Origin of the sequence: Ensifer sp. 22521, assembly GCF_052044795.1 — a bacterium.
GTDB lineage: Bacteria > Pseudomonadota > Alphaproteobacteria > Rhizobiales > Rhizobiaceae > Ensifer.
Map to the genome: position 1 here is coordinate 178,014 of NZ_JBQENM010000012.1, position 20,447 is coordinate 198,460.

At 62.9% G+C, this 20,447-nt stretch carries 18 protein-coding genes; 8 read left to right on the forward strand and 10 right to left on the reverse strand.

Going from position 1 to position 20,447, the window contains the following annotated elements; all coding sequences use genetic code 11:
- Positions 1–210 precede the first annotated feature (210 nt).
- A complete protein-coding gene (locus ACTJKE_RS20365) occupies positions 211–1,218 on the forward strand; it encodes a polysaccharide deacetylase family protein (protein ID WP_082616096.1) in 1,008 nt (335 codons plus the stop codon).
- A 21-nt stretch (positions 1,219–1,239) separates the two neighbouring features.
- Here the strand turns inward: ACTJKE_RS20365 and sbmA are convergent, their stop codons facing one another.
- The 5 genes from sbmA to glpK all read right to left on the reverse strand — a co-directional run bounded on the left by sbmA (position 1,240) and on the right by glpK (position 7,568).
- The gene (gene sbmA, locus ACTJKE_RS20370) at positions 1,240–2,508 is read right to left on the reverse strand and encodes a peptide antibiotic transporter SbmA (protein ID WP_058321173.1); all 1,269 of its coding nucleotides are present in this window, start codon (positions 2,506–2,508) and stop codon (positions 1,240–1,242) included.
- 163 nt (positions 2,509–2,671) lie between these two features.
- Positions 2,672–3,871, reverse strand: a complete 1,200-nt coding sequence (locus tag ACTJKE_RS20375; RefSeq protein ID WP_440692262.1) for an MFS transporter — start codon at positions 3,869–3,871, stop codon at positions 2,672–2,674.
- A gap of 135 nt (positions 3,872–4,006) precedes the next feature.
- A complete protein-coding gene (map, locus tag ACTJKE_RS20380; protein WP_057252997.1) occupies positions 4,007–4,756 on the reverse strand; it encodes a type I methionyl aminopeptidase in 750 nt (249 codons plus the stop codon).
- A 100-nt stretch (positions 4,757–4,856) separates the two neighbouring features.
- Positions 4,857–5,915, reverse strand: a complete 1,059-nt coding sequence (locus ACTJKE_RS20385; protein ID WP_057252995.1) for an LLM class flavin-dependent oxidoreductase — start codon at positions 5,913–5,915, stop codon at positions 4,857–4,859.
- A gap of 165 nt (positions 5,916–6,080) precedes the next feature.
- Complete coding sequence (gene glpK / locus ACTJKE_RS20390; RefSeq protein ID WP_440692264.1) at positions 6,081–7,568, reverse strand: glycerol kinase GlpK; 1,488 nt, start codon at positions 7,566–7,568, stop codon at positions 6,081–6,083.
- 255 nt (positions 7,569–7,823) lie between these two features.
- Here glpK and ACTJKE_RS20395 point away from each other — a divergent pair, with 255 nt between their 5' ends.
- From ACTJKE_RS20395 to xdhB, 3 genes are all read left to right on the forward strand, one after another.
- Entirely contained in the window at positions 7,824–8,600 is a 777-nt protein-coding gene (locus ACTJKE_RS20395; RefSeq protein WP_113511341.1) for a 3-hydroxybutyrate dehydrogenase, read from the forward strand.
- 108 nt (positions 8,601–8,708) lie between these two features.
- Complete coding sequence (gene xdhA, locus ACTJKE_RS20400; protein WP_440692267.1) at positions 8,709–10,184, forward strand: xanthine dehydrogenase small subunit; 1,476 nt, start codon at positions 8,709–8,711, stop codon at positions 10,182–10,184.
- 2 nt (positions 10,185–10,186) lie between these two features.
- Positions 10,187–12,523, forward strand: coding sequence for a xanthine dehydrogenase molybdopterin binding subunit (xdhB, locus tag ACTJKE_RS20405; protein WP_113511343.1), 2,337 nt, complete (start codon positions 10,187–10,189; stop codon positions 12,521–12,523).
- 18 nt (positions 12,524–12,541) lie between these two features.
- Here xdhB and ACTJKE_RS20410 read toward each other — a convergent pair whose 3' ends face one another.
- Entirely contained in the window at positions 12,542–12,862 is a 321-nt protein-coding gene (locus tag ACTJKE_RS20410; RefSeq protein WP_113511345.1) for a hypothetical protein, read from the reverse strand.
- 29 nt (positions 12,863–12,891) lie between these two features.
- On the opposite strand from ACTJKE_RS20410, the gene ACTJKE_RS20415 reads away from it, so the two are divergent.
- The 4 genes from ACTJKE_RS20415 to ACTJKE_RS20430 all read left to right on the forward strand — a co-directional run bounded on the left by ACTJKE_RS20415 (position 12,892) and on the right by ACTJKE_RS20430 (position 17,682).
- On the forward strand, positions 12,892–13,806 hold the full coding sequence (locus ACTJKE_RS20415; protein WP_057252987.1) for a LysR substrate-binding domain-containing protein: 915 nt from the start codon (positions 12,892–12,894) through the stop codon (positions 13,804–13,806).
- A gap of 73 nt (positions 13,807–13,879) precedes the next feature.
- Positions 13,880–15,118 (forward strand): urate hydroxylase PuuD, encoded by a 1,239-nt coding sequence (gene puuD, locus ACTJKE_RS20420; RefSeq protein ID WP_113511347.1) that lies wholly within the window; start codon positions 13,880–13,882, stop codon positions 15,116–15,118.
- Positions 15,115–16,431, forward strand: a complete 1,317-nt coding sequence (guaD, locus tag ACTJKE_RS20425; RefSeq protein WP_113511349.1) for a guanine deaminase — start codon at positions 15,115–15,117, stop codon at positions 16,429–16,431. Before puuD ends, guaD begins: the two co-directional genes overlap by 4 nt.
- A gap of 114 nt (positions 16,432–16,545) precedes the next feature.
- Positions 16,546–17,682 carry an alpha-hydroxy acid oxidase gene (locus ACTJKE_RS20430; RefSeq protein ID WP_057252982.1) on the forward strand — a complete coding sequence of 379 codons (1,137 nt, stop codon included), beginning with the start codon at positions 16,546–16,548 and terminating at the stop codon, positions 17,680–17,682.
- A 194-nt stretch (positions 17,683–17,876) separates the two neighbouring features.
- Here ACTJKE_RS20430 and uraH read toward each other — a convergent pair whose 3' ends face one another.
- The 4 genes from uraH to puuE all read right to left on the reverse strand — a co-directional run bounded on the left by uraH (position 17,877) and on the right by puuE (position 20,325).
- Positions 17,877–18,239 carry a hydroxyisourate hydrolase gene (gene uraH / locus ACTJKE_RS20435; protein WP_113511350.1) on the reverse strand — a complete coding sequence of 121 codons (363 nt, stop codon included), beginning with the start codon at positions 18,237–18,239 and terminating at the stop codon, positions 17,877–17,879.
- Positions 18,240–18,298: 59 nt separating this feature from the next.
- Complete coding sequence (locus ACTJKE_RS20440; protein WP_113511351.1) at positions 18,299–18,805, reverse strand: ureidoglycolate lyase; 507 nt, start codon at positions 18,803–18,805, stop codon at positions 18,299–18,301.
- A gap of 87 nt (positions 18,806–18,892) precedes the next feature.
- Positions 18,893–19,396: a 2-oxo-4-hydroxy-4-carboxy-5-ureidoimidazoline decarboxylase gene (gene uraD / locus ACTJKE_RS20445; protein WP_057252976.1), complete on the reverse strand. Its 504-nt coding sequence runs from the start codon at positions 19,394–19,396 to the stop codon at positions 18,893–18,895.
- Positions 19,396–20,325 (reverse strand): allantoinase PuuE, encoded by a 930-nt coding sequence (gene puuE / locus ACTJKE_RS20450; RefSeq protein WP_057254309.1) that lies wholly within the window; start codon positions 20,323–20,325, stop codon positions 19,396–19,398. Before puuE ends, uraD begins: the two co-directional genes overlap by 1 nt.
- Positions 20,326–20,447 lie beyond the last annotated feature (122 nt).

Sequence of the window (20,447 nt, forward strand, 5' to 3'; positions counted from 1 at the left end):
TTTGTTCGAGATATCGGAGATAGCGTCGCGTGCCGGATCTGGCGCGCTTGAGTCGCTGTAGCTCTTTGATTTTCTATGCCCTTCGCCCTTGGACCGATTCCAGTCCAGGTTGCTATGGAGTAGCCTTGATGGCGTCTTTTTTCCAGCCCGATCAAAGGATTGCCGCAATTTCGAACCATCTGCGACAAAAATTCATCGCTGCAGTTGATCATGATCCGAACATTTCTCGCCTTTTCCCTTGTCCTGGTTCCGGCGCTTGCGCGGGCCGAACCGGCGACGCCGGCCACCGTCCCCGCCGCTGACCGGCAGCTGGTCATCGTCTCCTTCGACGGTGCCCATGACAACTCGCTTTGGGAAAAGAGCTTGGCGATGGCCAAGCGCACCGGCGCGCATTTCACCTATTTCCTGTCCTGCACCTTCCTGATGACCCGGGCCGACGGCAAGGAGATCTACAGGCCGCCGGGCCAGAAGCCCGGCCGCTCCAATGTCGGCTTCGCCCAGAGCCGCGAGGAGATTGCAGCACGTGCCGGCCATATCTGGCAGGCCCATCTTGATGGTCACGACATCGCCAGCCACGCCTGCGGTCATTTCGACGGCAAGGGCTGGAGCAAGGCCGACTGGCAGAGCGAATTCTCGACCTTCAATACCGCGCTCGCCGACGCCTGGAAGAAGGCGGGCAAGCCAGAAGCGGAGCCCCAGGGCTGGGCTGAGTTCGCCAAGACCGGCGTCAAAGGCTTCCGTGCCCCCTATCTATCGCTGAGCGACGGCCTGCTGCCGGCGCTGAAGGCGGACAACTTCACCTATGACGCAAGCCTGGTCACCAAAGGACCGGGCTGGCCGACGACGAAGGACGGTCTGCCGCGCTTCGGCTTGCCGTTGATCCCCGAGGGACCGTCGCAGCGCCCTGTCATCGGCATGGACTACAATCTCTTCGTCCGCCACTCGATGGGTGTCGAGAACAAGAAGGACAGCGCCCGCTTCGAGGAGCGCACCTACGAGGCCTACCGGAAAGCCTTCGACCGCGAATATGGCGGCGACCGCATTCCCCTGCAGCTCGGCTTCCACTTCGTCGAAATGAACGGCGGCGCCTACTGGCGCGCCCTTGATCGACTGCTCTCGGAAGTCTGCGGAAAACCCGACGTCGCCTGTGTCAGCTATGCCCAGGCCTTGCCTGTCATCGAGCAGGCAAAAAAGAAGGCGGGTCGCTCCGCCTTCTGATTGCCGTAGAGAGCGCCGGCCTTAGGCCGGCTGCGCGTCTTCTGCAGCGCCGCGCTCCAGATAGCGCTGGTCAATTTCCGGCAGCGGTTCGTCGGAGATTGCCGCCTCAAAGGCTCTCAGGCGCTTGTGGATCGACAGCAGCTCGATGATCGTCGACCAGTAATTCACCAGATATTGGAACGAGTTGCTGACTTCGCCGAAGGCCGTGGCGATCTGCTGCCAGATACCCATCGTGATCTTCCCGGCGACGAATGTCGGGATCAGGATGAAGTTCAGGAAAATCGCATCGAGCTGGCCATAGGAATAGCGCGCGATGTTGAAATATAGATAGTGCCAATACATGCGGAAGTAGTTTCGGCGAACGTTGCCGAAAAGCTCCCTCACCGTGACCGGTTGCGCGCGATCCTCATTGTCCTCGCCGTAGACCAGTTCCTTGCGGTAGGCTGCCTCAACGCGCTGGTTCTTGAAATTCAGCCCCGGCAGCTTGATACCGGCGAGCGCCAGCAGCGCCGTGCCGAACACCGACCACACGATCGCCAGCCAGAAGAGCGCGTGCGGGACTGCGCCGATGATCGGAAGGTCGGAGACGTGCTGCGACATGTTGAACAGCAAAGGCAGGAACACCACCAGCGTCATCACCGAATTGATCAAGGTAACGCCGAGCCCTTCGAGAATATTGGCGAAGCGCATCGTGTCTTCCTGCACACGCTGCGACGCCCCCTCGATGTGGCGCAGCTTGTCCCACTTCGACATGTAGAAATCGTTCATGGCGGTGCGCCAACGGAACACATAGTGGTTGGTGAAGAACGCGGTGACGACGTTCAACGTGACGCCGACGAAACCGATTTCAAGGAAGCGCAGTTGCAGCGTGTAGAACTGAGTGGTGGTAATGCCGGGCTTTCCGGCAAGCGCATCCTGCAAGAGATCGAAGAACGGACCACGCCAATTGTTGAGCGCCACTGACGCCTGCACAGCGAAGTAAGCGATGAAGATGATAAAGGCCGAGCCCCAGATCGACCAGTTCGCCCAAGGGTGATCCTTGGCGATGATCTTCCAGGCACCGCCGAATATCGCCACGAAGATGGTGAAGTAGAGATAGAACCAGAGATTGTCCGGGGTGAAGAAGTACGCAAGGCCGATCGGTGGCTTTTCGCCCGGGGCCAATGGCGGCAGGCCAACCGCGGCGCCGATTTGCGGGCCGACCGTGTACCAGACGAGAATGCAGATAATCGACCAGAGGGCACCGGAGGTGAAGAACAGCTTCGGCTTCGGAAAGAAGGAATGGAACAAAGGGTCTACTCACGTTTCGGTAAGGCGATGTGTCACCGCTCGAAGCGCCGAAACTAGGGCAAAGCGCCGTCGTCAACAATCGGATAATATAAACGTTACTGTTATTTCATCCGGGCAAACCACGGCGAACAAGACCTTTTTCCGCCGCAGCCCATGGCACCCGTCAGCCCTTCAGTGCTGCAGATATCCGCTTTAGTTCGGCAAGGATGACGCCGCCGCAGAGGAAGAGCACGGCTGCCGCAATCAAGGTTGGCGCGGAGAAGCTGCCGGTGCGGTCGGCCAGCCAACCGGCGACCAGAGGACCGATAATCTGACCGATGCCGAAGGCGGCGGTCATCAGCGCCAGTGCCTTGCGCGGGCTTTCCGGCGCGAGCTGCCGGCCGATCTGCAGCCCGTAAGCCGTGATCATCATGAAGGTCGCCCCAAGCATCAGCCCGCCGGCAAGCGGCGCATAGGGCAAGGGCAGGCTGACCGTCAGAACCAGCCCGACCGCCTCGACCAGAAGGCCGATTGCGTAGACGCCGGCAAGGCCGAAGCGCGGCACGGCAAAGCGCCAGAGATAGACGGACAGTGCGGCGGCAAGGCCCGTCAGCAACCAGGCGAGAAACTCGATGCCGTGGCCGCCGCTTGGGTCACGCGCCATGGCGACGAGGAAGGTGGCAGTGATCACGTAACCGAAGCCGAAGAGTGCGTAGGTGAACGTCACCACCGTGAGCGGTCGCGTCCAGCGAAGCGGCTTCTCGCGCACCGTGCCCGCACCGGACGAAGGAACGCCGGGCAGAAGTCCCGCGACGATAATGGTCCCGATCAATCCAACCAGAGCCCCGGTGAACCAGTCGCCCATGGAGGTCGTCAGGCTGGCATGACCCGCAAGCGGGTTTGCCCAGACGCAGAGCGACGAAAATGCGATGCCGAGGCCGACGCCGCCGAAATGGACGGCCGGCACATGCTCCGATCGTGCAAGCAGGCCGTGGCCAAGCACGATGCCGGAGATGAAGATCATCGCAAAGGCGCTGGCAAGGCCGGCCAGAAAGCGGATCAGCGCCAGCACGACGACAGAGGACGAGAGCCCCATCGCCGCAAGCAGCACCGTCGTGGCGATGAGCGATAGAAGACCGATCCGGCGCTCGTGCCCGTGCGCCCAGCCATAGGCGGCGAGAATGGCACCGGCGAGATACCCGACGAAATTGGCCGAGGCGATGAGGCCGGCATCGCCGGGCGAGAGACCAAGATCGGTCATCATCGCCGGCAGGATCGGCGTGTACGAGAATCGGCCGAACCCCATGGCGACGGCCATGGCAATGGCGCCGGCGGTTGCCGTGGCGGAGATATTGGCCTGAAGCGGTCTGTCGAGCGTGGTCATGTCAGTTTATTGCACCGCAACACGACGCGCCACAAACGACAATAATTGAAGGTCCTATTGAAGAAATCGAACGATCGCCGATTTCAATGGGTTAGAGGAGCGATGACGGCCGCGGCCCGCAATCGCATCCCTGATCTAGCCGGGCAGCGTCACGACCAACGGCCCGCCGCGCGTGACGACGACGGTGTGCTCGTATTGCACCGTTGGCGCCCTTGGATCGCTGTAGAGCGTCCAATCGTCGTTGCCGCCTTCGGCCCATTGCGCGCCCATCGACAGGAAGGGTTCGACGGTGAAGACCATGCCGTCCGTCATCCGGCGCCGTTCGCGTGGATCAGGCCAGGTGGCGATCTCGGTCGGCTCCTCGTGCAGCGAGCGGCCGATGCCGTGGCTGGCGAGGTTGGTGACGAGCGAATAGCGGTTCTTGCGGGCGAAGTCGCCGATCGCGTTGCCGATGGCCGCCAGCGGCTGGTCGGGACGCACCTGCTTGAGGCCCACCCACATCGCCCGCTTGCCGTCGCGGCAAAGCCGGTCGATCGCGGCCGTGACCGGTGGCACCGGGAACGAGGCGCCGGTATCGGCGAAGATGCCGTCCTTCTCGGCCGAGACGTCGATATTGACGAGGTCGCCCGCCTGGATCACCCGGCTGCCGGGAATGCCGTGGGCGATTTCCTCGTTGACGCTGATGCAGGTGGCGCCGGGAAACTTGTAGCAGAGCTCGGGCGCCGAGCGCGCGCCGGCCTCTTCCAGCACCTTGCGGCCGATCGCGTCCAGTTCCGCCGTGGTGATGCCGGGCTCCAGCGCCTCGCCCATCGCCTGCAAGGCATTGGCGCAGATGCGGCCGATTTCCTTCAGCCGCAGCAGATCTTCTTCGTTGTTGAGGGTCATCCGTGTCTCGCTTTCGCGCTCACATGTAGCGTGTCGCTATACGTTATGCCAGCGCCGAACGGGACGGTCGGCAATCGAACACTGAACCCGGCGTTTGAGGTCAGACGGCGGCCCGTGCCGCCGCCTTCTCTTCCGCCAGCGCCGTGCGCACCAGCGGCGCCACCCTGGTGCCGTAGAGCTCGATGCCGCGCATGATCTGGTCATGCGGCATCGGCCCGATCGCCATCTGCAGCAGGAAACGATCGTTGCGGAACAGCTTCCAGTTCTCGACGATCTTTTCCGCCACCGTCTCCGGGTCGCCAAGGAAGAGGTTCCCGTTCGGGCTGCGTGCCTGGTCGAAATGCGCCCGGTTGGTCGGTCCCCAGCCGCGCTCGCGGCCGATGCGGTTCATCACCTCTGCCTGCGGTCCGTAGAACTGGTCTGCGGCGAGGTCCGTCGTGTCGGCAATGAAGCCGTGCACGTTGATGCTGGTTTTCAGCTTGGTCGCATCCTGGCCGGCCCGGCGCGCGGCCTCGCGGTAGAGATCGAAGAGCGGCGCAAAACGGCGCGGCTCGCCGCCGATGATGGCGAGCGCCACCGGCAAGCCGAGTGCTCCTGCCCGCGCCACCGATTGCGGCGTGCCGCCAACGGCGATCCAGAGCGGCAGCACCTCCTGCAGCGGCCGCGGATAGACGCCGCGATCATGGATCGCCGGCCGCATCTCGCCCGACCAGGTGACCTTCTCGCTGTCGCGCAGCGCCATCAGCAGATCGAGCTTCTCGGCAAAGAGCTGGTCGTAATCGTCGAGAGACTGACCGAAGAGCGGGAAGGATTCGATGAAGGAGCCGCGACCGGCCATGATCTCGGCGCGGCCATTGGAGATCAGATCCAGCGTCGAAAACTGCTGGAAGACGCGCACCGGATCGTCCGAGCTCAGCACCGTCACGGCGCTGGTCAGCCGGATGTTTTTCGTCTTTGCGGCGGCAGCGGCCAGAATGACCGAGGGTACCGAGGCCGCATAGTCAGGGCGGTGATGCTCGCCAAGACCGAAAACGTCGAGGCCGACCTGATCGGCAAGCTCGATCTCTTCGAGAAGGTTCTTGAGGCGCCGCTGCCCCTCTTTGCCCTTGTCTGCCGCATTCGGATCGACATCCGCAAATGTATAAAGCCCGAGTTCCATGATGCCCGTCCTATTTCTGTTGTGACAACAGATAGTTGCCGCGCGCGTGGGCAGCAAATGCTCATCCGGGAAACGCTGTGTTTCCCGGATGAGCATGAATGGAGCCTGTGTCGGATGATTGGCAGGAACCGGATGATGCGGGCGAAAACCGCCCAGTCCTGGTTCTCAGCTCAGCGTGCGCTTGACGGCGTTGCGCCAGCCCCTGAGCTTGGCCTTTCGCGTCTTCTCGTCCATGGTCGGCTCGAAGCGATGGTCACGCGCCCAGGACTGGGCGAACGCCTCCTGCTTCGGCCAGACGCCAGCACGGCTGCCGGCAAGCCAGGCGACGCCGAGCGCGGTGGTCTCGAGAATGACGGGCCGGTCGACCGGCGCGTCGAGCAGATCGGACAGCCGCTGCATCGTCCAGTCGGAGGCGACCATGCCGCCATCGACGCGCAGCACCGTTTCCTTGCCGTTGTTGCGCCAGTCCTTGTGCATCGCCTCGAGCAGGTCGCGCGTCTGGTAGCAGACGGCTTCGAGCGCGGCGCGGGCAAACTCGGCGGGGCCGGTGTTGCGGGTCATGCCGAAGATCGCGCCGCGCGCATCCGGGTCCCAGTGCGGCGCGCCAAGCCCTGTGAAGGCCGGCACCAGGTAGACTTCCTGCGTCGGATCGGCGCTCTCGGCGAGCGTCCCGGTATCAGGTGCCGCCTTGATCACCTTCAGGCCGTCGCGCAGCCATTGCACGGCAGCACCGGCAACGAAGATCGAACCTTCCAGCGCATAGGTCGTTTCGCCGTCGAGCCTATAGGCAATGGTGGTGAGCAGCCGGTTCTTCGACCGCACCATGTCCTTGCCGGTGTTGAGCAGCGCGAAGCAGCCAGTGCCATAGGTGGATTTCAGCATCCCCGGCTTGAAGCAGGCCTGGCCGATCGTCGCCGCCTGCTGGTCGCCGGCAACGCCAAGAATCGGGATGGCGGCGCCAAGGATTGCCGGGTCGGTGACGCCGAAATCGGCGGCGCAGTCCTTGACCTCCGGCAGCATGGCGCGCGGCACTTTCAGGATCTTCAGCAGTTCGTCGTCCCAGGCATTCTCCGAGATGTTGTAGAGGAGCGTGCGCGAGGCGTTGGTGGCATCGGTCACGAAGGACTTGCCGCCGGTCAGCCGCCAGATGAGAAAGGTGTCGATCGTGCCGAAGCAGAGCTCACCCTTGGAAGCGCGCGCCTGGGCCCTGTCGACGTTGGTCAGCAGCCAGTTGAGCTTGGTGCCGGAGAAATAGGGATCGAGCAGCAGGCCGGTCTTCCTGGTGAAGGTCTTTTCCAGCCCCTGCTTCTTCAGCCTGTCGCAATAGGACGCAGTGCGGCGGTCCTGCCAGACGATGGCATTGTGGATCGGATTGCCGGTTTCGCGATCCCATACGACGACCGTCTCGCGCTGATTGGTGATGCCGATGCCGTCAAGGTCGCCGGCGGTGATGCCCGCCTTGGCGATCGCTTCCTGGACCGTCGAAAGGACCGTCTGCCAGATTTCCTCGGGATCGTGCTCGACCCAGCCGGATTTGGGGAAGTGCTGCTTGAATTCCTTCTGGCTGGCGCCAGCGATCTGCTGCTGACCGTCGAAGACGATCGCCCGGCTTGAGGTCGTACCCTGATCGATCGCGAGAATATATCCGCCCATATGCCCCTCCCCGGCCACACGCATGTTTATTCACCCGTCCTCAAGGGCGGGATCTCATTTCGAAAACTTCAATACGATGGCAAAACGAATGTCAAACGAAAACAAAACGCAACCGATCGGCTTCGCTGGCCCCCGCGGCAACTCTGCGGCCCGGAGCTCAAAAACACAATTGTCAGTGCGCCCGTTTTACGCGTAGGCTGGCGCTGTTGCGCCGCAACAAAGCAGTCCGAAGCGGCACAAAGGGAGAGAGCAGCAATGACGAAAACAGCGGTCATCACCGGTTCGACGAGTGGCATCGGGCTTGCGATCGCCAAGGCTTTCGCCAAGGGCGGTGCCAACATCGTGCTGAACGGCTTCGGCAGTCCTGATGAGATCAGACAAGCGACGGACGACGTCAGCGCGCTGACGAGCGGAACGGTGCTTTATCACGGCGCCGACATGACGAAACCCGCCGAGATCGCCGATCTGATCGTGACAGCAACCGAGCGCTTCGGCAGCGTCGATATCCTCATCAACAATGCCGGCATCCAATATGTCGAGAAGGTCGAGGATTTTCCGGTCGAGCAATGGGATCGGATTATCGCGATCAACCTCTCCTCCTCCTTCCACACGATCCGCGCCGCCATTCCCGGCATGAAGGCGAAGGGCTGGGGCCGCATCATCAACATCGCCTCCGCCCATGGCCTCGTCGCCTCGCCTTTCAAGGCCGCCTATGTCGCGGCCAAGCACGGCGTTCTTGGCCTGACCAAGACCGTCGCTCTCGAAGTCGCCGAAAACGGCATCACCGCGAATTCCATCTGCCCGGGCTACGTGCTGACGCCGCTCGTCGAAAAGCAGATCCCCGATCAGGCGCGTACCCGCGGCATCACCGAACAGCAGGTCATCAACGACGTGATGCTGAAGGGCCAGCCGACCAAGAAGTTCATCACCGTCGAACAGGTGGCTTCGCTCGCCGTCTATCTCGCCGGCGACGATGCCGCCCAGATCACCGGCACGCATGTGTCGATGGACGGCGGCTGGACGGCACAGTAGCCACACGCACGGACACAGCCAAAAGTTTCCACGGCCCTTTGCTTTTCTGCATAACCACCTAAGATCAAAGTGATTTCAGGTAACATGCAGCAGCAGGGAATGAGTGGCATGCCCCAGCCGAACGGAAGCATCAGCTTCATCCTCAACGATCGCGAGGTCGCGCTTTCCGACATCGCACCGACCGCGACCCTGCTCGATTACCTGAGGTTGGAGCGTCGGTTGACCGGCACCAAGGAAGGTTGTGCGGAGGGCGACTGCGGCGCTTGCACCGTGCTCGTCGGAAAGCTTGCCGGCGACAGGCTCGTCTATGAAGCCGTCAACGCGTGCATCCGTTTCCTCGGCTCGCTGCAGGCAACCCATGTCGTCACCGTCGAGCATCTTGCCGGCCAGGACGGGACGCTGCATCCGGTGCAGCAGGCGATGGTCGATTTCCACGGATCGCAATGCGGCTTCTGCACGCCCGGCTTCGTCATGTCGCTCTATGGCCTGTGGCTCGCAAACGACGATCCCAGCCGCGCTGATATCGAAAAGGCGCTGCAGGGCAACCTCTGTCGTTGCACCGGCTATGAGCCGATCGTGCGCGCCGCGGAAGCGGCGGCAAAGGCGCGCCCCTCCGAAATCTTCGACCCGATCACGCGAGAACGCGAAACGATCACCGTCCGGCTGAAGGCACTGGCGCCGACCGAGACGATCACCATTCGCCAGGGCGACACCTGTCTGATCGTGCCTGCGGACGGCGACGGCCTGGCGACAGCGCTTGCCGACAATCCGGGGGCGACCGTGGTTGGCGGTTCCACCGATGTCGGCCTCTGGGTGACCAAGCAGATGCGGCCGATCAACCCGGCCATCTTCATCAACGGCATTGCCGAGCTGCAGCGCATCGAGGAGACGGAGCCGGGTCTGACGATCGGTGCCGGCGTTAGCTACACGATGGCCTATGCCGCGCTCGGCAAAGCCTTTCCCGGCCTCGGCCCGCTGATCGACCGGATCGGCGGCGAGCAGGTGCGCAACATGGGCACGATCGGCGGCAACATCGCCAACGGCTCGCCGATCGGCGACAGCCCGCCGCCCTTGATCGTGCTCGACGCCACCGTGACGCTGCGCTCGACGGAGGGTCGCCGGACGCTGCCGCTCGAAGAATTCTTCATCGCCTATGGCAAACAGGACCGTAAGCCGGGCGAATTCGTCGAAAGCATCTTCGTGCCAAGTCTTCCGGCCGGCGATCTCTTTGCCGCCTACAAGATCTCAAAACGCCGCGACGAGGACATTTCCGCCCTGCTCGGCGCCTTCCGCCTGTCGGTAGACGGCGGAGTGGTCCGCTCCGCCCGCATCGCCTTCGGCGGCATGGCCGGCACGCCGAAGCGCGCCACGAATGTGGAAACGGCGCTGATCGGCAAGCCCTGGACCGAGGAGACGGTTCGCGCAGCACAAGTCGCCTTCGAGACCGACTACCAGCCGCTCACCGACTGGCGGGCGACAAGCGACTACCGCATGCTAGCGGCGAAAAACCTCTTGATGCGTTTCTTCCTGGAAAGCGGTGGCGAGCCCGCGCAACTGGTGCGCTACGCCGCGGGAGACAGATGATCATGGACAAGTCCACCTTCGAGGAACGCAAGGCAATCCGGGGCGAGATGCACGCGGCGCAGCGCCACGACAGCGCCCACAAACATGTCGCCGGCACCGCCGACTATATCGACGACATGCCGGAACCCGTGGGCACGTTGCATGGCGCACTCGGCATGACCGACCGGGCGCACGCGGAGATCACCGCGATGGACCTCTCGGCCGTCGCCGCCGTACCCGGCGTCGTCTGCGTGCTCACCGCCAAGGACATGCCGCATTCCAACGACATCAGCCCGAGCCACCTGCATGACGAGCCAGTGCTTGCCGATGGTCTCGTGCAGTTTCATGGACAACCCGCCTTTGCGGTGATCGCCGAGACCCGCGACATCGCCCGCCGGGCGGCACGGCTGGCGAAAATCACCTATCGCGACCTGCCGCATTTCACCGACATCCTCGACTCGCTCGCCCATGGCGGCGAACTGGTGACGCAGCCGCTGAGCCTGCAGCGCGGCGACGCCGAGGCGGAGCTGGAAAGAGCGCCACGCCGGCTCAAAGGGCAAATGCGCGTCGGCGGCCAGGAGCACTTCTACCTCGAAGGCCATATCGCGCTCGCCATTCCCGGCGAGGACGACGAGGTCACCGTCTGGTCCTCGACCCAGCATCCGAGCGAGATCCAGCACATGGTCTCGCATGTGCTCGGCGTGCCCTCAAATGCGGTGACGGTGAACGTCCGCCGCATGGGCGGCGGCTTCGGAGGCAAGGAAACGCAAGGGAATCAGTTCGCAGCGCTTGCGGCGGTTGCGGCGAAGAAGCTCAACCGCGCCGTGAAATTCCGCCCGGACCGGGACGAGGATATGACGGCAACCGGCAAGCGCCATGACTTCCTCGTCGACTACGACGTCGGTTACGACGACGACGGCCGCATCCATGCGGTTCATGCCAACTATGCGGCGCGCTGTGGCTTTTCGTCGGACCTCTCCGGCCCCGTCACCGACCGGGCACTCTTCCATGCCGACAGCTCCTATTTCTACCCACATGTGAAGCTCACCTCGCAGCCGCTGAAGACCAACACGGTCTCGAACACCGCCTATCGCGGTTTCGGCGGGCCTCAAGGCATGCTCGGCGGCGAACGCATCCTCGAGGAAATCGCCTACCAGCTCGGCAAGGATCCGCTCGAAATCCGCAAGCTGAACTTCTATGGCGAGAGCGGCTCGGGCCGGGACGTCACGCCCTACCACCAGAAGGTCGAAGACAACATCATTGCCCGCATCGTCGCCGAGCTTGAGGAGAGCGCCGACTATCAGGCGCGTCGCCAGGCGATCCTCGACTTCAACCGGACGAGCCGCATCATCCGCAAGGGCATCGCGCTAACGCCAGTGAAGTTCGGCATCTCCTTCACCATGACCGCCTTCAATCAGGCGGGGGCTCTGGTGCACATCTACCAGGACGGCTCGATCCACCTGAACCATGGCGGCACCGAGATGGGCCAGGGCCTCTACATCAAGGTGGCGCAGGTGATCGCCGACAGTTTCCAGGTCGACCTCGACCGGGTGCGTATCACCGCAACAACCACCGGCAAGGTGCCGAACACCTCTGCGACCGCCGCCTCCTCGGGCTCGGACTTGAACGGCATGGCGGCTCATGACGCCGCGCGCCAGATCAAGGAGCGGCTGGTCGCCTTCGCCTGCGAGCGCTGGCAGACGACGCCTGATCATGTCAGCTTCGTGCCCAACCATGTGAAGATCGGCGAAGAGCTCATCCCCTTTCCCGAATTCATCAAGCAGGCCTATATGGGCCGCATCCAGCTGTCGGCCGCCGGCTATTACAAGACACCGAAGATCCACTGGGATCGTGCCAGTGGCCGCGGCACGCCCTTCTACTATTTCGCCTATGGCGCTTCGGTTTCGGAAGTGTCTGTCGATACGCTGACCGGCGAATACATGGTCGACCGTGTCGACGTGCTGCACGATGTCGGCCGTTCGTTGAACCCGGCGATCGACATCGGCCAGATCGAGGGCGGCTTCGTGCAAGGGATGGGCTGGCTGACGACGGAGGAACTGTGGTGGGACGACAAGGGCCGGCTTCGCACCCACGCCCCCTCCACCTACAAGATCCCGCTCGCTTCCGACCGGCCGCAGATCTTCAACGTGAAGCTCGCCGAATGGTCGAGCAATACCGAGAAAACCATCGGCCGCTCCAAGGCGGTGGGAGAGCCGCCCTTCATGCTGCCGATCTCGGTTCTGGAGGCGCTGTCGATGGCGGTCGCCAGTGTCGCGGATTATCGCGAGTGCCCGCGGCTCGATGCCCCGGCAACACCGGAGCGTGTGCTGATGGCCGTCGAGCGTCTCAGAAATCGCTGACGGCCACCAAAATTTACCTTAGATCCGCGGCAGTTCATTGATGCTGAACAAGCGGCGAGCGTTGGCCATCGCCTCCTCGTCGTCGCTGTGGGGGCTCTGCACATCCATGAAACCCATATCTCTCTTCATGTGGTCGGAGAGAGCGTTGACATCCAGCATCGGCTTGGGGGCAACGAGGCCGCCGAACAGGGCAGCCGTGAGCCGTATGACCGGCTCGATTGAAAGAAATGGTTTTCTTTCAGTACGTTCGAATGTGTCGCAAGTCATTTCAGCACCTGTTCGTCTTGGGAAGTTGACTTGGAGGATGCCGTGGAGGAGGATCGAAATCCAATCGAACATCCGTCTGCATGCATCAAGAGAACTTATCCATGAAGATGTCGAAGCAGTTTCCGCTGAATGCGCTGCGGGTCTTCGAAGCGGTCGCCAGGCTCGGCAGTTTCACCAAGGCCGGCGAAGAACTGGGCATGACCCAGACCGCCGTCAGCTACCAGATCAAGTTGATCGAGGAGAATGTCGGCGAACCGCTTTTCCTGCGGCGCCCGCGTCAGATCTCGCTGACCGACGTCGGCCAGCGGCTGGCACCGCGTGTGACCGAAGCCTTCGAGATGCTGCAGGAAGCCGTCTCCAATGCCCGCGGCGATATCGACAGCGCGCTCCTCATCAGTTCGACCCCGACCTTCGCCTCGCAATGGCTTGCCCGCAACATCGGCAGCTTCCAACTCGCCCATCCCAACATTGCCGTGCGGCTGACGACGAGTGACTCGCTCACCGATTTTAGCCGCGAGCCCGCGGACCTCGCGATCCGCTCCGGCGGGGGCGTCTGGCCCGGCCTCGACACCCATCCGCTGATGCGCGTCGAGTTCAGCCCGATGCTGAGCCCGGCGCTCGCCGAGACCATCGGCGGCGTACACGAACCACGCGACCTCTTGAAGCTTCGCATCATCGATGCCGGCGATCCCTGGTGGCCGATGTGGTTCAAGGCCGCCGGGGTCGACGATCCCGATCTCGAGGGACGGCCGCACAGCCGGCTTGGCGCACAGACCTTCGAGGCACGCGCAGCCGTCGCCGGCCAGGGCGTCGCCATCCTGACGCCGGAATTCTATCCGGATGATGTCGCGCTCGGCCGGCTCTACCAGCCCTTTGATCTGCGCTGCAGCGACGGCTGCGACTACTGGCTTGCCTATCCGCACGCGCGCCGCAACACGCCCAAGATCCGGATTTTCCGCGACTGGATCCTCGGCGAGCTTTGTCCGCCGAGCTTCCTGCACGCAAATAGCGCTTGACGAGAGCCCTGCCCCCTTTTCCCCTCCGTCGTTTTTGCGCAAGGTGCAGCGATAGAGACAAAAGGGGATCTGAATGTACGAGTTCGCCATTGCCTGGGAATGGCTGGCCTTTGCCGTCCGCTGGCTGCACGTGATCACGGCCATCGCCTGGATCGGCTCATCCTTCTATTTCATCGCGCTCGACCTCGGCCTCACGAAGCGCGACCACCTGCCGGTCGGCGCCTATGGCGAGGAGTGGCAGGTGCATGGCGGCGGCTTCTACCACATCCAGAAATACCTGGTGGCGCCGGCCTCGATGCCTGAGCATCTCACCTGGTTCAAATGGGAATCCTACATGACGTGGCTCTCGGGCTTCGCCATGCTCTGTCTCGTCTATTACGGCGGCGCCGATCTTTTCCTGATCGACCGCCATGTGCTCGATATCTCCGCAACCACAGCGATCCTGATCTCGCTTGCCTCGCTCGGCATCGGCTGGATCTTCTACGATCTGCTCTGCAAGTCGCCGATCGGCGGCAACACCTGGGGGCTGATGGCGCTGCTCTATGTGGCGCTGGTCGTCATGGCCTGGGGCTACACGCAGGTCTTCACCGGCCGCGCCGCCTTCCTGCATCTTGGCGCGTTTACCGCGACGATCATGTCGGCCAACGTCTTCTTCATCATCATTCCGAACCAGAAGATCGTCGTCGCTGACCTCATAGCCGGGCGCACGCCGGACCCGAAGCTCGGCGCCCAGGCGAAACAGCGTTCGCTGCACAACAACTACCTGACGCTGCCGGTCATCTTCTTCATGCTGTCGAACCACTATCCGCTGGCCTTCGCGACGGCGTTCAACTGGATCATCGCCGCACTCGTCTTCCTGATGGGCGTCACTATTCGCCACTGGTTCAACACCACCCATGCCCGCAAGGGCAAGCCAACCTGGACCTGGCTTGTGACTGCGCTTCTCTTCATCCTGATCATGTGGCTTTCGACCGTGCCGAAGGTGCTGACCGGCGGCGAGAAGGCCGAGGTCGCACCGGTCTTTTCGCGCTTCGCCGCGAACGCGCACTTCCCCGCCGTCAAGGATACGGTCTCGACCCGCTGTTCCATGTGCCACGCGGCAGAACCCGTTTATGAGGGCATCACCCAGGCGCCGAAGGGCGTGTTGCTGGAAAGCGATGCGGAGATTGCCGCACATGCCCGCGAAATCTATATCCAGGCCGGGCGCAGCCATGCGATGCCGCCCGGCAACGTGACAGACATGACGACGGACGAGCGCCAGTTGCTGACAGCCTGGTTCGAAAGCGCCGTCGAGGAAGGCAAGACACAATGACCACCACCCTCATCCGCGGCCGACTGCTGAGCTATAACCGCGCGCCAACGTCGATCGACGACAGCGCCGCCTATAGCTACGAGAGCGATGGCGCGCTTCTGGTCGAGGGTGGCCAGATCCTTGCGAGTGGCGCTTACGCCGCGGTGAAGACAAGCGCGCCTGAAGATGTCGCGGAAGTCGATCATCGCCCGCACCTGATCGTGCCCGGCTTCATCGACACGCACCTGCATTTCCCGCAGATGCAGGTGATGGCCTCCTATGCCGCCAATCTCTTGGAATGGCTGAACACCTACACTTTCCCCGAGGAATGCCGCTTCGTCGAAACCGCCCATGCCGAACGCATCGCGACCCGCTTCTTCGACGAGATGGTCCGCCATGGCACGACGACGGCGACGGCCTATTGCTCGGTGCACAAGGCGTCCGCCGATGCCTTCTTCGCCGAGGCGCTGCGCCGCGACATGCGCATGGTCGCCGGCAAGGTGATGATGGATCGCAACGCACCGCAAGGGCTGCTCGACACGCCGCAGATGGGCTATGACGAAACCCGCGCCGTCATCCGCGACTGGCACGGCAAGGGCCGCAACCATGTGGCGATCACCCCGCGCTTCGCCATCACCTCGACGCCCGAGCAGATGGACGTCGCCAAATCGCTGGTGCACGAGTTCCCCGATCTGCACGTACAGACGCATCTTTCGGAAAACCGCGACGAGATCGCCTTCACCTGTGAGCTCTATCCGGATGCCAAAGACTATACCGACGTCTACGCCCGCTACGGGTTGCTTGGATCGAAAAGCCTCTTCGGTCACTGCATCCATCTTTCGGAGCGCGAGGCGGATGCGATGAGCGAGACTGGCTCCGTCGCCGTCTTCTGCCCGACCTCCAACCTCTTCCTCGGCTCTGGCCTCTTTCCGCTGCGGGCGCTTACCCGCCGCGACAAGCCGGTCCGCACCTCGGTCGCCTCCGACATCGGCGGCGGCACCAGCTACTCGATGCTGAAAACGCTCGACGAGGCCTACAAGATCCTGCAGTTGCAGGGCGAGCGGCTGAACCCCTTCGACAGCTTCTTCATGATGACGCGCGGCAATGCCGAGGCGCTCTCGCTCGTCGACAGGATCGGCACGCTCGAAGCCGGAACCGATGCCGACTTCATCGTGCTCGACATGGCGGCAACGCGGGCAATGGCGCTTCGGGCCGAAGTGGTCAATTCGCTCGCCGACGAACTCTTCCTGCTACAGACCATGGGCGACGACCGCGCGATCGTCGAAACCTATGTCGCCGGCAAGCCGGCGAAATCGGCACTCGCCGCCACGTGACCGCCAAATCCAGAGAGGTCAAGAAAATTGACCTCTCTGCGTTCCGGCTATTAACAAGCCTCCGGCAAACATGGTAATGGCTCGTTCAATCTCCGTTGGACGAAGGCCGTTTTCATGACGCAAATCCTCGAAATCAGCGATCTCAAGGCGCTCGCCAAGCGCCGCGTGCCGAAGCTCTTCTTCGACTACGCCGACAGCGGCGCCTGGACCGAGGGCACCTATCGCGCCAACGAGGAGGATTTCGCCAAGGTCAAGTTGCGCCAGCGGGTGCTGGTCGACATGACCGATCGTTCGCTGGAAACGACGATGATCGGCCAGAAGGTGTCGATGCCGGTGGCGCTGGCGCCTACCGGCCTCACCGGCATGCAACACGCCGACGGCGAGATGCTGGCGGCCCAGGCCGCCGAAGCCTTTGGTGTCCCCTTCACGCTCTCGACCATGAGCATCTGCTCGATCGAGGACGTCGCCTCCGTCACCACCAAGCCCTTCTGGTTCCAGCTCTACGTCATGCGCGAGCGCGAATTCGTGCTGAACCTGATCGACCGCGCCAAGGCGGCGAAGTGCTCGGCGCTGGTGTTGACGCTCGACCTGCAGATCCTCGGCCAGCGTCACAAGGACCTGCGCAACGGCCTCTCCGCACCGCCGAAGATGACGCCGAAGCATCTCTGGCAGATGGCGACGCGCCCCGGCTGGTGCATGAAGATGCTCGGCACCAAGCGCCGCACCTTCCGCAACATCGTCGGCCACGCAAAGAGCGTCACCGATCTTTCTTCGCTCGGCGCCTGGACGGCGGAACAGTTCGACCCGCAGCTTTCGTGGAAGGACGTCGAGTGGATCAAGGAGCGCTGGGGCGGACCGCTGATCCTCAAGGGCATTCTCGATCCCGAAGACGCCAAGATGGCGGCGGCGACCGGTGCCGATGCGATCATCGTCTCCAACCATGGCGGCCGCCAACTCGACGGCGCCCACTCCTCCATCAGCATGCTGCCGCGCATCGTCGATGCGGTCGGCCACCAGATCGAGGTACATCTCGACGGCGGCATCCGCTCCGGCCAGGACGTATTGAAGGCCGTCGCCATGGGCGCCAAGGGCACCTATATCGGCCGCCCCTTCCTCTATGGCCTCGGCGCCATGGGCAAGGACGGCGTGACCAAGGCGTTGGAAATCATCCGCAAGGAGATGGACATCACCATGGCGCTCTGCGGCAAACGCAACATCAACGACGTCGACCGCAGCATCCTGGCGGAATAGGCCACGGCATCAGCCACTCCCGCCCTCATTCCTGTGCTTGTCACAGGAATCTAGCCAGCCCAAGTCCTTGGGCTGAAAGGTCTTTTGACCCGACAGACTTCGGGTCGCTGGATCCCCGCCACAAGGGCGAGGATGAGGGAGCTTGGAGTGACCCTTTCGGCAAAACGCGAAGCGAGCGCAAGACCCCTTACGCCTCAGCTCCCCCGATAGGTCGAATACCCATAGGGCGAAAGCAGCAGCGGCACGTGATAGTGGCTCGCCGGATCGGCGATGCCGAAGCGCAAGGGGATGCGGTCGAGGAAGGCCGGTTCCGGCAGCGTCGCGCCTGACCGGCGCAGATAGTCGCCGGCATAAAAGACCAGCTCGTAATTGCCGACCAGGAAGCCGACGCCTTCGACCATCGGCCCGTCGACGCGCCCGTCGCTGTTGGTATGAACGGTGCGGATCAACTGCCGCTCCTCGCCTTCGAGCCAGTAGAGATCGATGCGCAGCCCCTCGGCCGGCTTGCCGAGCGCGGTGTCGAGAACGTGGGTCGTCAGTCTGCCGGTGCTGCTCATCCTATCCTCTCATTCATCAGTTGGCACGGGATGGGCGCGGAAGACCGCACACCCTTTCCTCATAACACCAGACTGGGGCTCTCAATGACGAAGGGCTCATCGTAGAAAAACTCTTCGAGATTGTTGCCCGGCCCATCGCGATCGACGATCAGGAAATCGCTGACCGCGCCGATCGACATCAGCGGGTGATGCCAGACGTTGCGGCCGTAATTGACCCCTTGCTTGCCGCTCGCCTGGAATACCCGAGGCGTGCCTGGACGCCCGTCCTCGTCTTCGGCAACGACGACGAGCCAGGGGCGATCGTCGAGCGGTGAAAAGCTCTGGCTGCCGAGAGGGTGGCGCTCCATCATCGTCACCGCATAGGGAAAAGCGCGCGGCTGACCGCGGAAGATGTTGATGATGACATTGGCGCCGTCGCCGACCACATCGGCGCGCGCCAGCCCGTGGAAACGTTCCGTGTTGCCGCCGTTGATGTAGCGCATCGTCGCCGGATCGGCTTCGATGATGGTTCCGAAGGGTGCAAAGGCGTCGCGCGTCAGCGGTTCGATCGTAAGCAGGCGCGACATCAGGCGTTAACCTCCTGCATTGGCGCGCGTGCGAAGTCCGGTTCGATGGCCTCCCCCATGTGCGAGGACGCGTATCGAACGGTTTTGTCAGGCATTTTCGTCTCCAGGAAGCATCGACTGCAGCCGCAGGCGGGCGATTTTTTCCACCTGCGCGCAAGCGGTTTCAAATTCCTCTTCGGGCGAATTGTCAATGCGGCTTTCGAAGGAGGCGAGAATCTGACCCTTGGTGAGCCCCTTCACGGCGATGATGAAGGGGAAGCCGAATTTCTTCGTGTAGGCATCGTTCAGCGCCGTGAAGCGCTGATGTTCCTCGGGCGTCAACCGATCGAGGCCAGCAGACGCCTGCTCGGCGGTCGAGTCTGCCGTAAGCTTGCCCGCGATCGCCAGCTTTCCGGCGAGATCCGGGTGGGCGCGCAGCACTTGCAGCTTTTCGCGCGGCAACGCCGCACGAAAAGCCTGGCAGAGCGCCGAATGCACGTTGCCCGCCATCAAACCCGCCGCCGCGGCGCGATCGTAAGCGCGTTCGGCCACCCAGGGCGAATGCTCGAACACGCCGCCGAAACGGGCGACGAAGGCGTCGCGGTCGGACATCAGAGCGTCCCTTCCGGCTTGTGGTGCTGGTACCAGTGGTTGGCGATGTCGATGCGCCTGGGCACCCAGACCTTATCGTGCGACATCACGTAATCGATGAACCGGGCAAGGGCTGCGGCGCGGCCAGGGCGGCCGACGAGCCGGCAGTGCAGGCCGATGTTCATCATCTTGGCATCGCCCTGACGGCCTTCCTCATAGAGCACGTCGAAGCTGTCCTTGAGATAGGTGAAGAACTGGTCGCCGGAGTTGAAGCCCTGGTTGGTGGCAAAACGCATGTCGTTGGCATCGAGCGTATAGGGGATGATCAGATGCGGCTTGTCGGCCGGCAGCCCCGGCACCCAATAGGGCAGTTCGTCGGCGTAGCTGTCGCAGGAATAGAGGAAGCCGCCCTCCTCCAGCACCAGCTTCAGCGTATTGGCCGAAGGCTTGCCCTGGTAGATGCCGAGCGGGCGCTCGCCGGTCAGTTCCGTATGCAGACGGACGACTTCGCGGATATGCTCGCGCTCGACCTCCTCCGGAAAATCCTTGTATTCCAGCCAGCGCAGGCCGTGGCTGGCGATTTCCCAGCCGGCTTCCTTCATGGCCGCAACCGCTTCCGGATTGCGCGCCATGGCGAGCGTCACGCCGTAGACCGTCAGCGGAACGTTACGGCTCGTGAACATGCGCCACAGCCGCCAGAAACCGGAGCGTGCGCCATATTCGTAGATCGATTCCATGTTGAGATTACGCTGTCCCTGCCAGGGCTGCGCGCCGACGATCTCGGACAGCAGACATTCGGACGCCGCGTCGCCATCGAGAATGCAGCTCTCGCCGCCCTCCTCGTAGTTCAGCACGAACTGCACGGCAATGCGCGCATCGCCCGGCCAGTTTGCCTTCGGCGGATTGCGGCCGTAGCCAACGAGGTCGCGCGGATACTTAGTCTCAGACATCAAATCACCCTTCGATTTTTCCAGAACGGTATCACCGCCGACCGGATTGTCGATACCGAAATCTACCCGCGAAGGGTTGCTGGGCGACGAGTTCGGAATGAGACGAAGGCTGAATTCTGCGC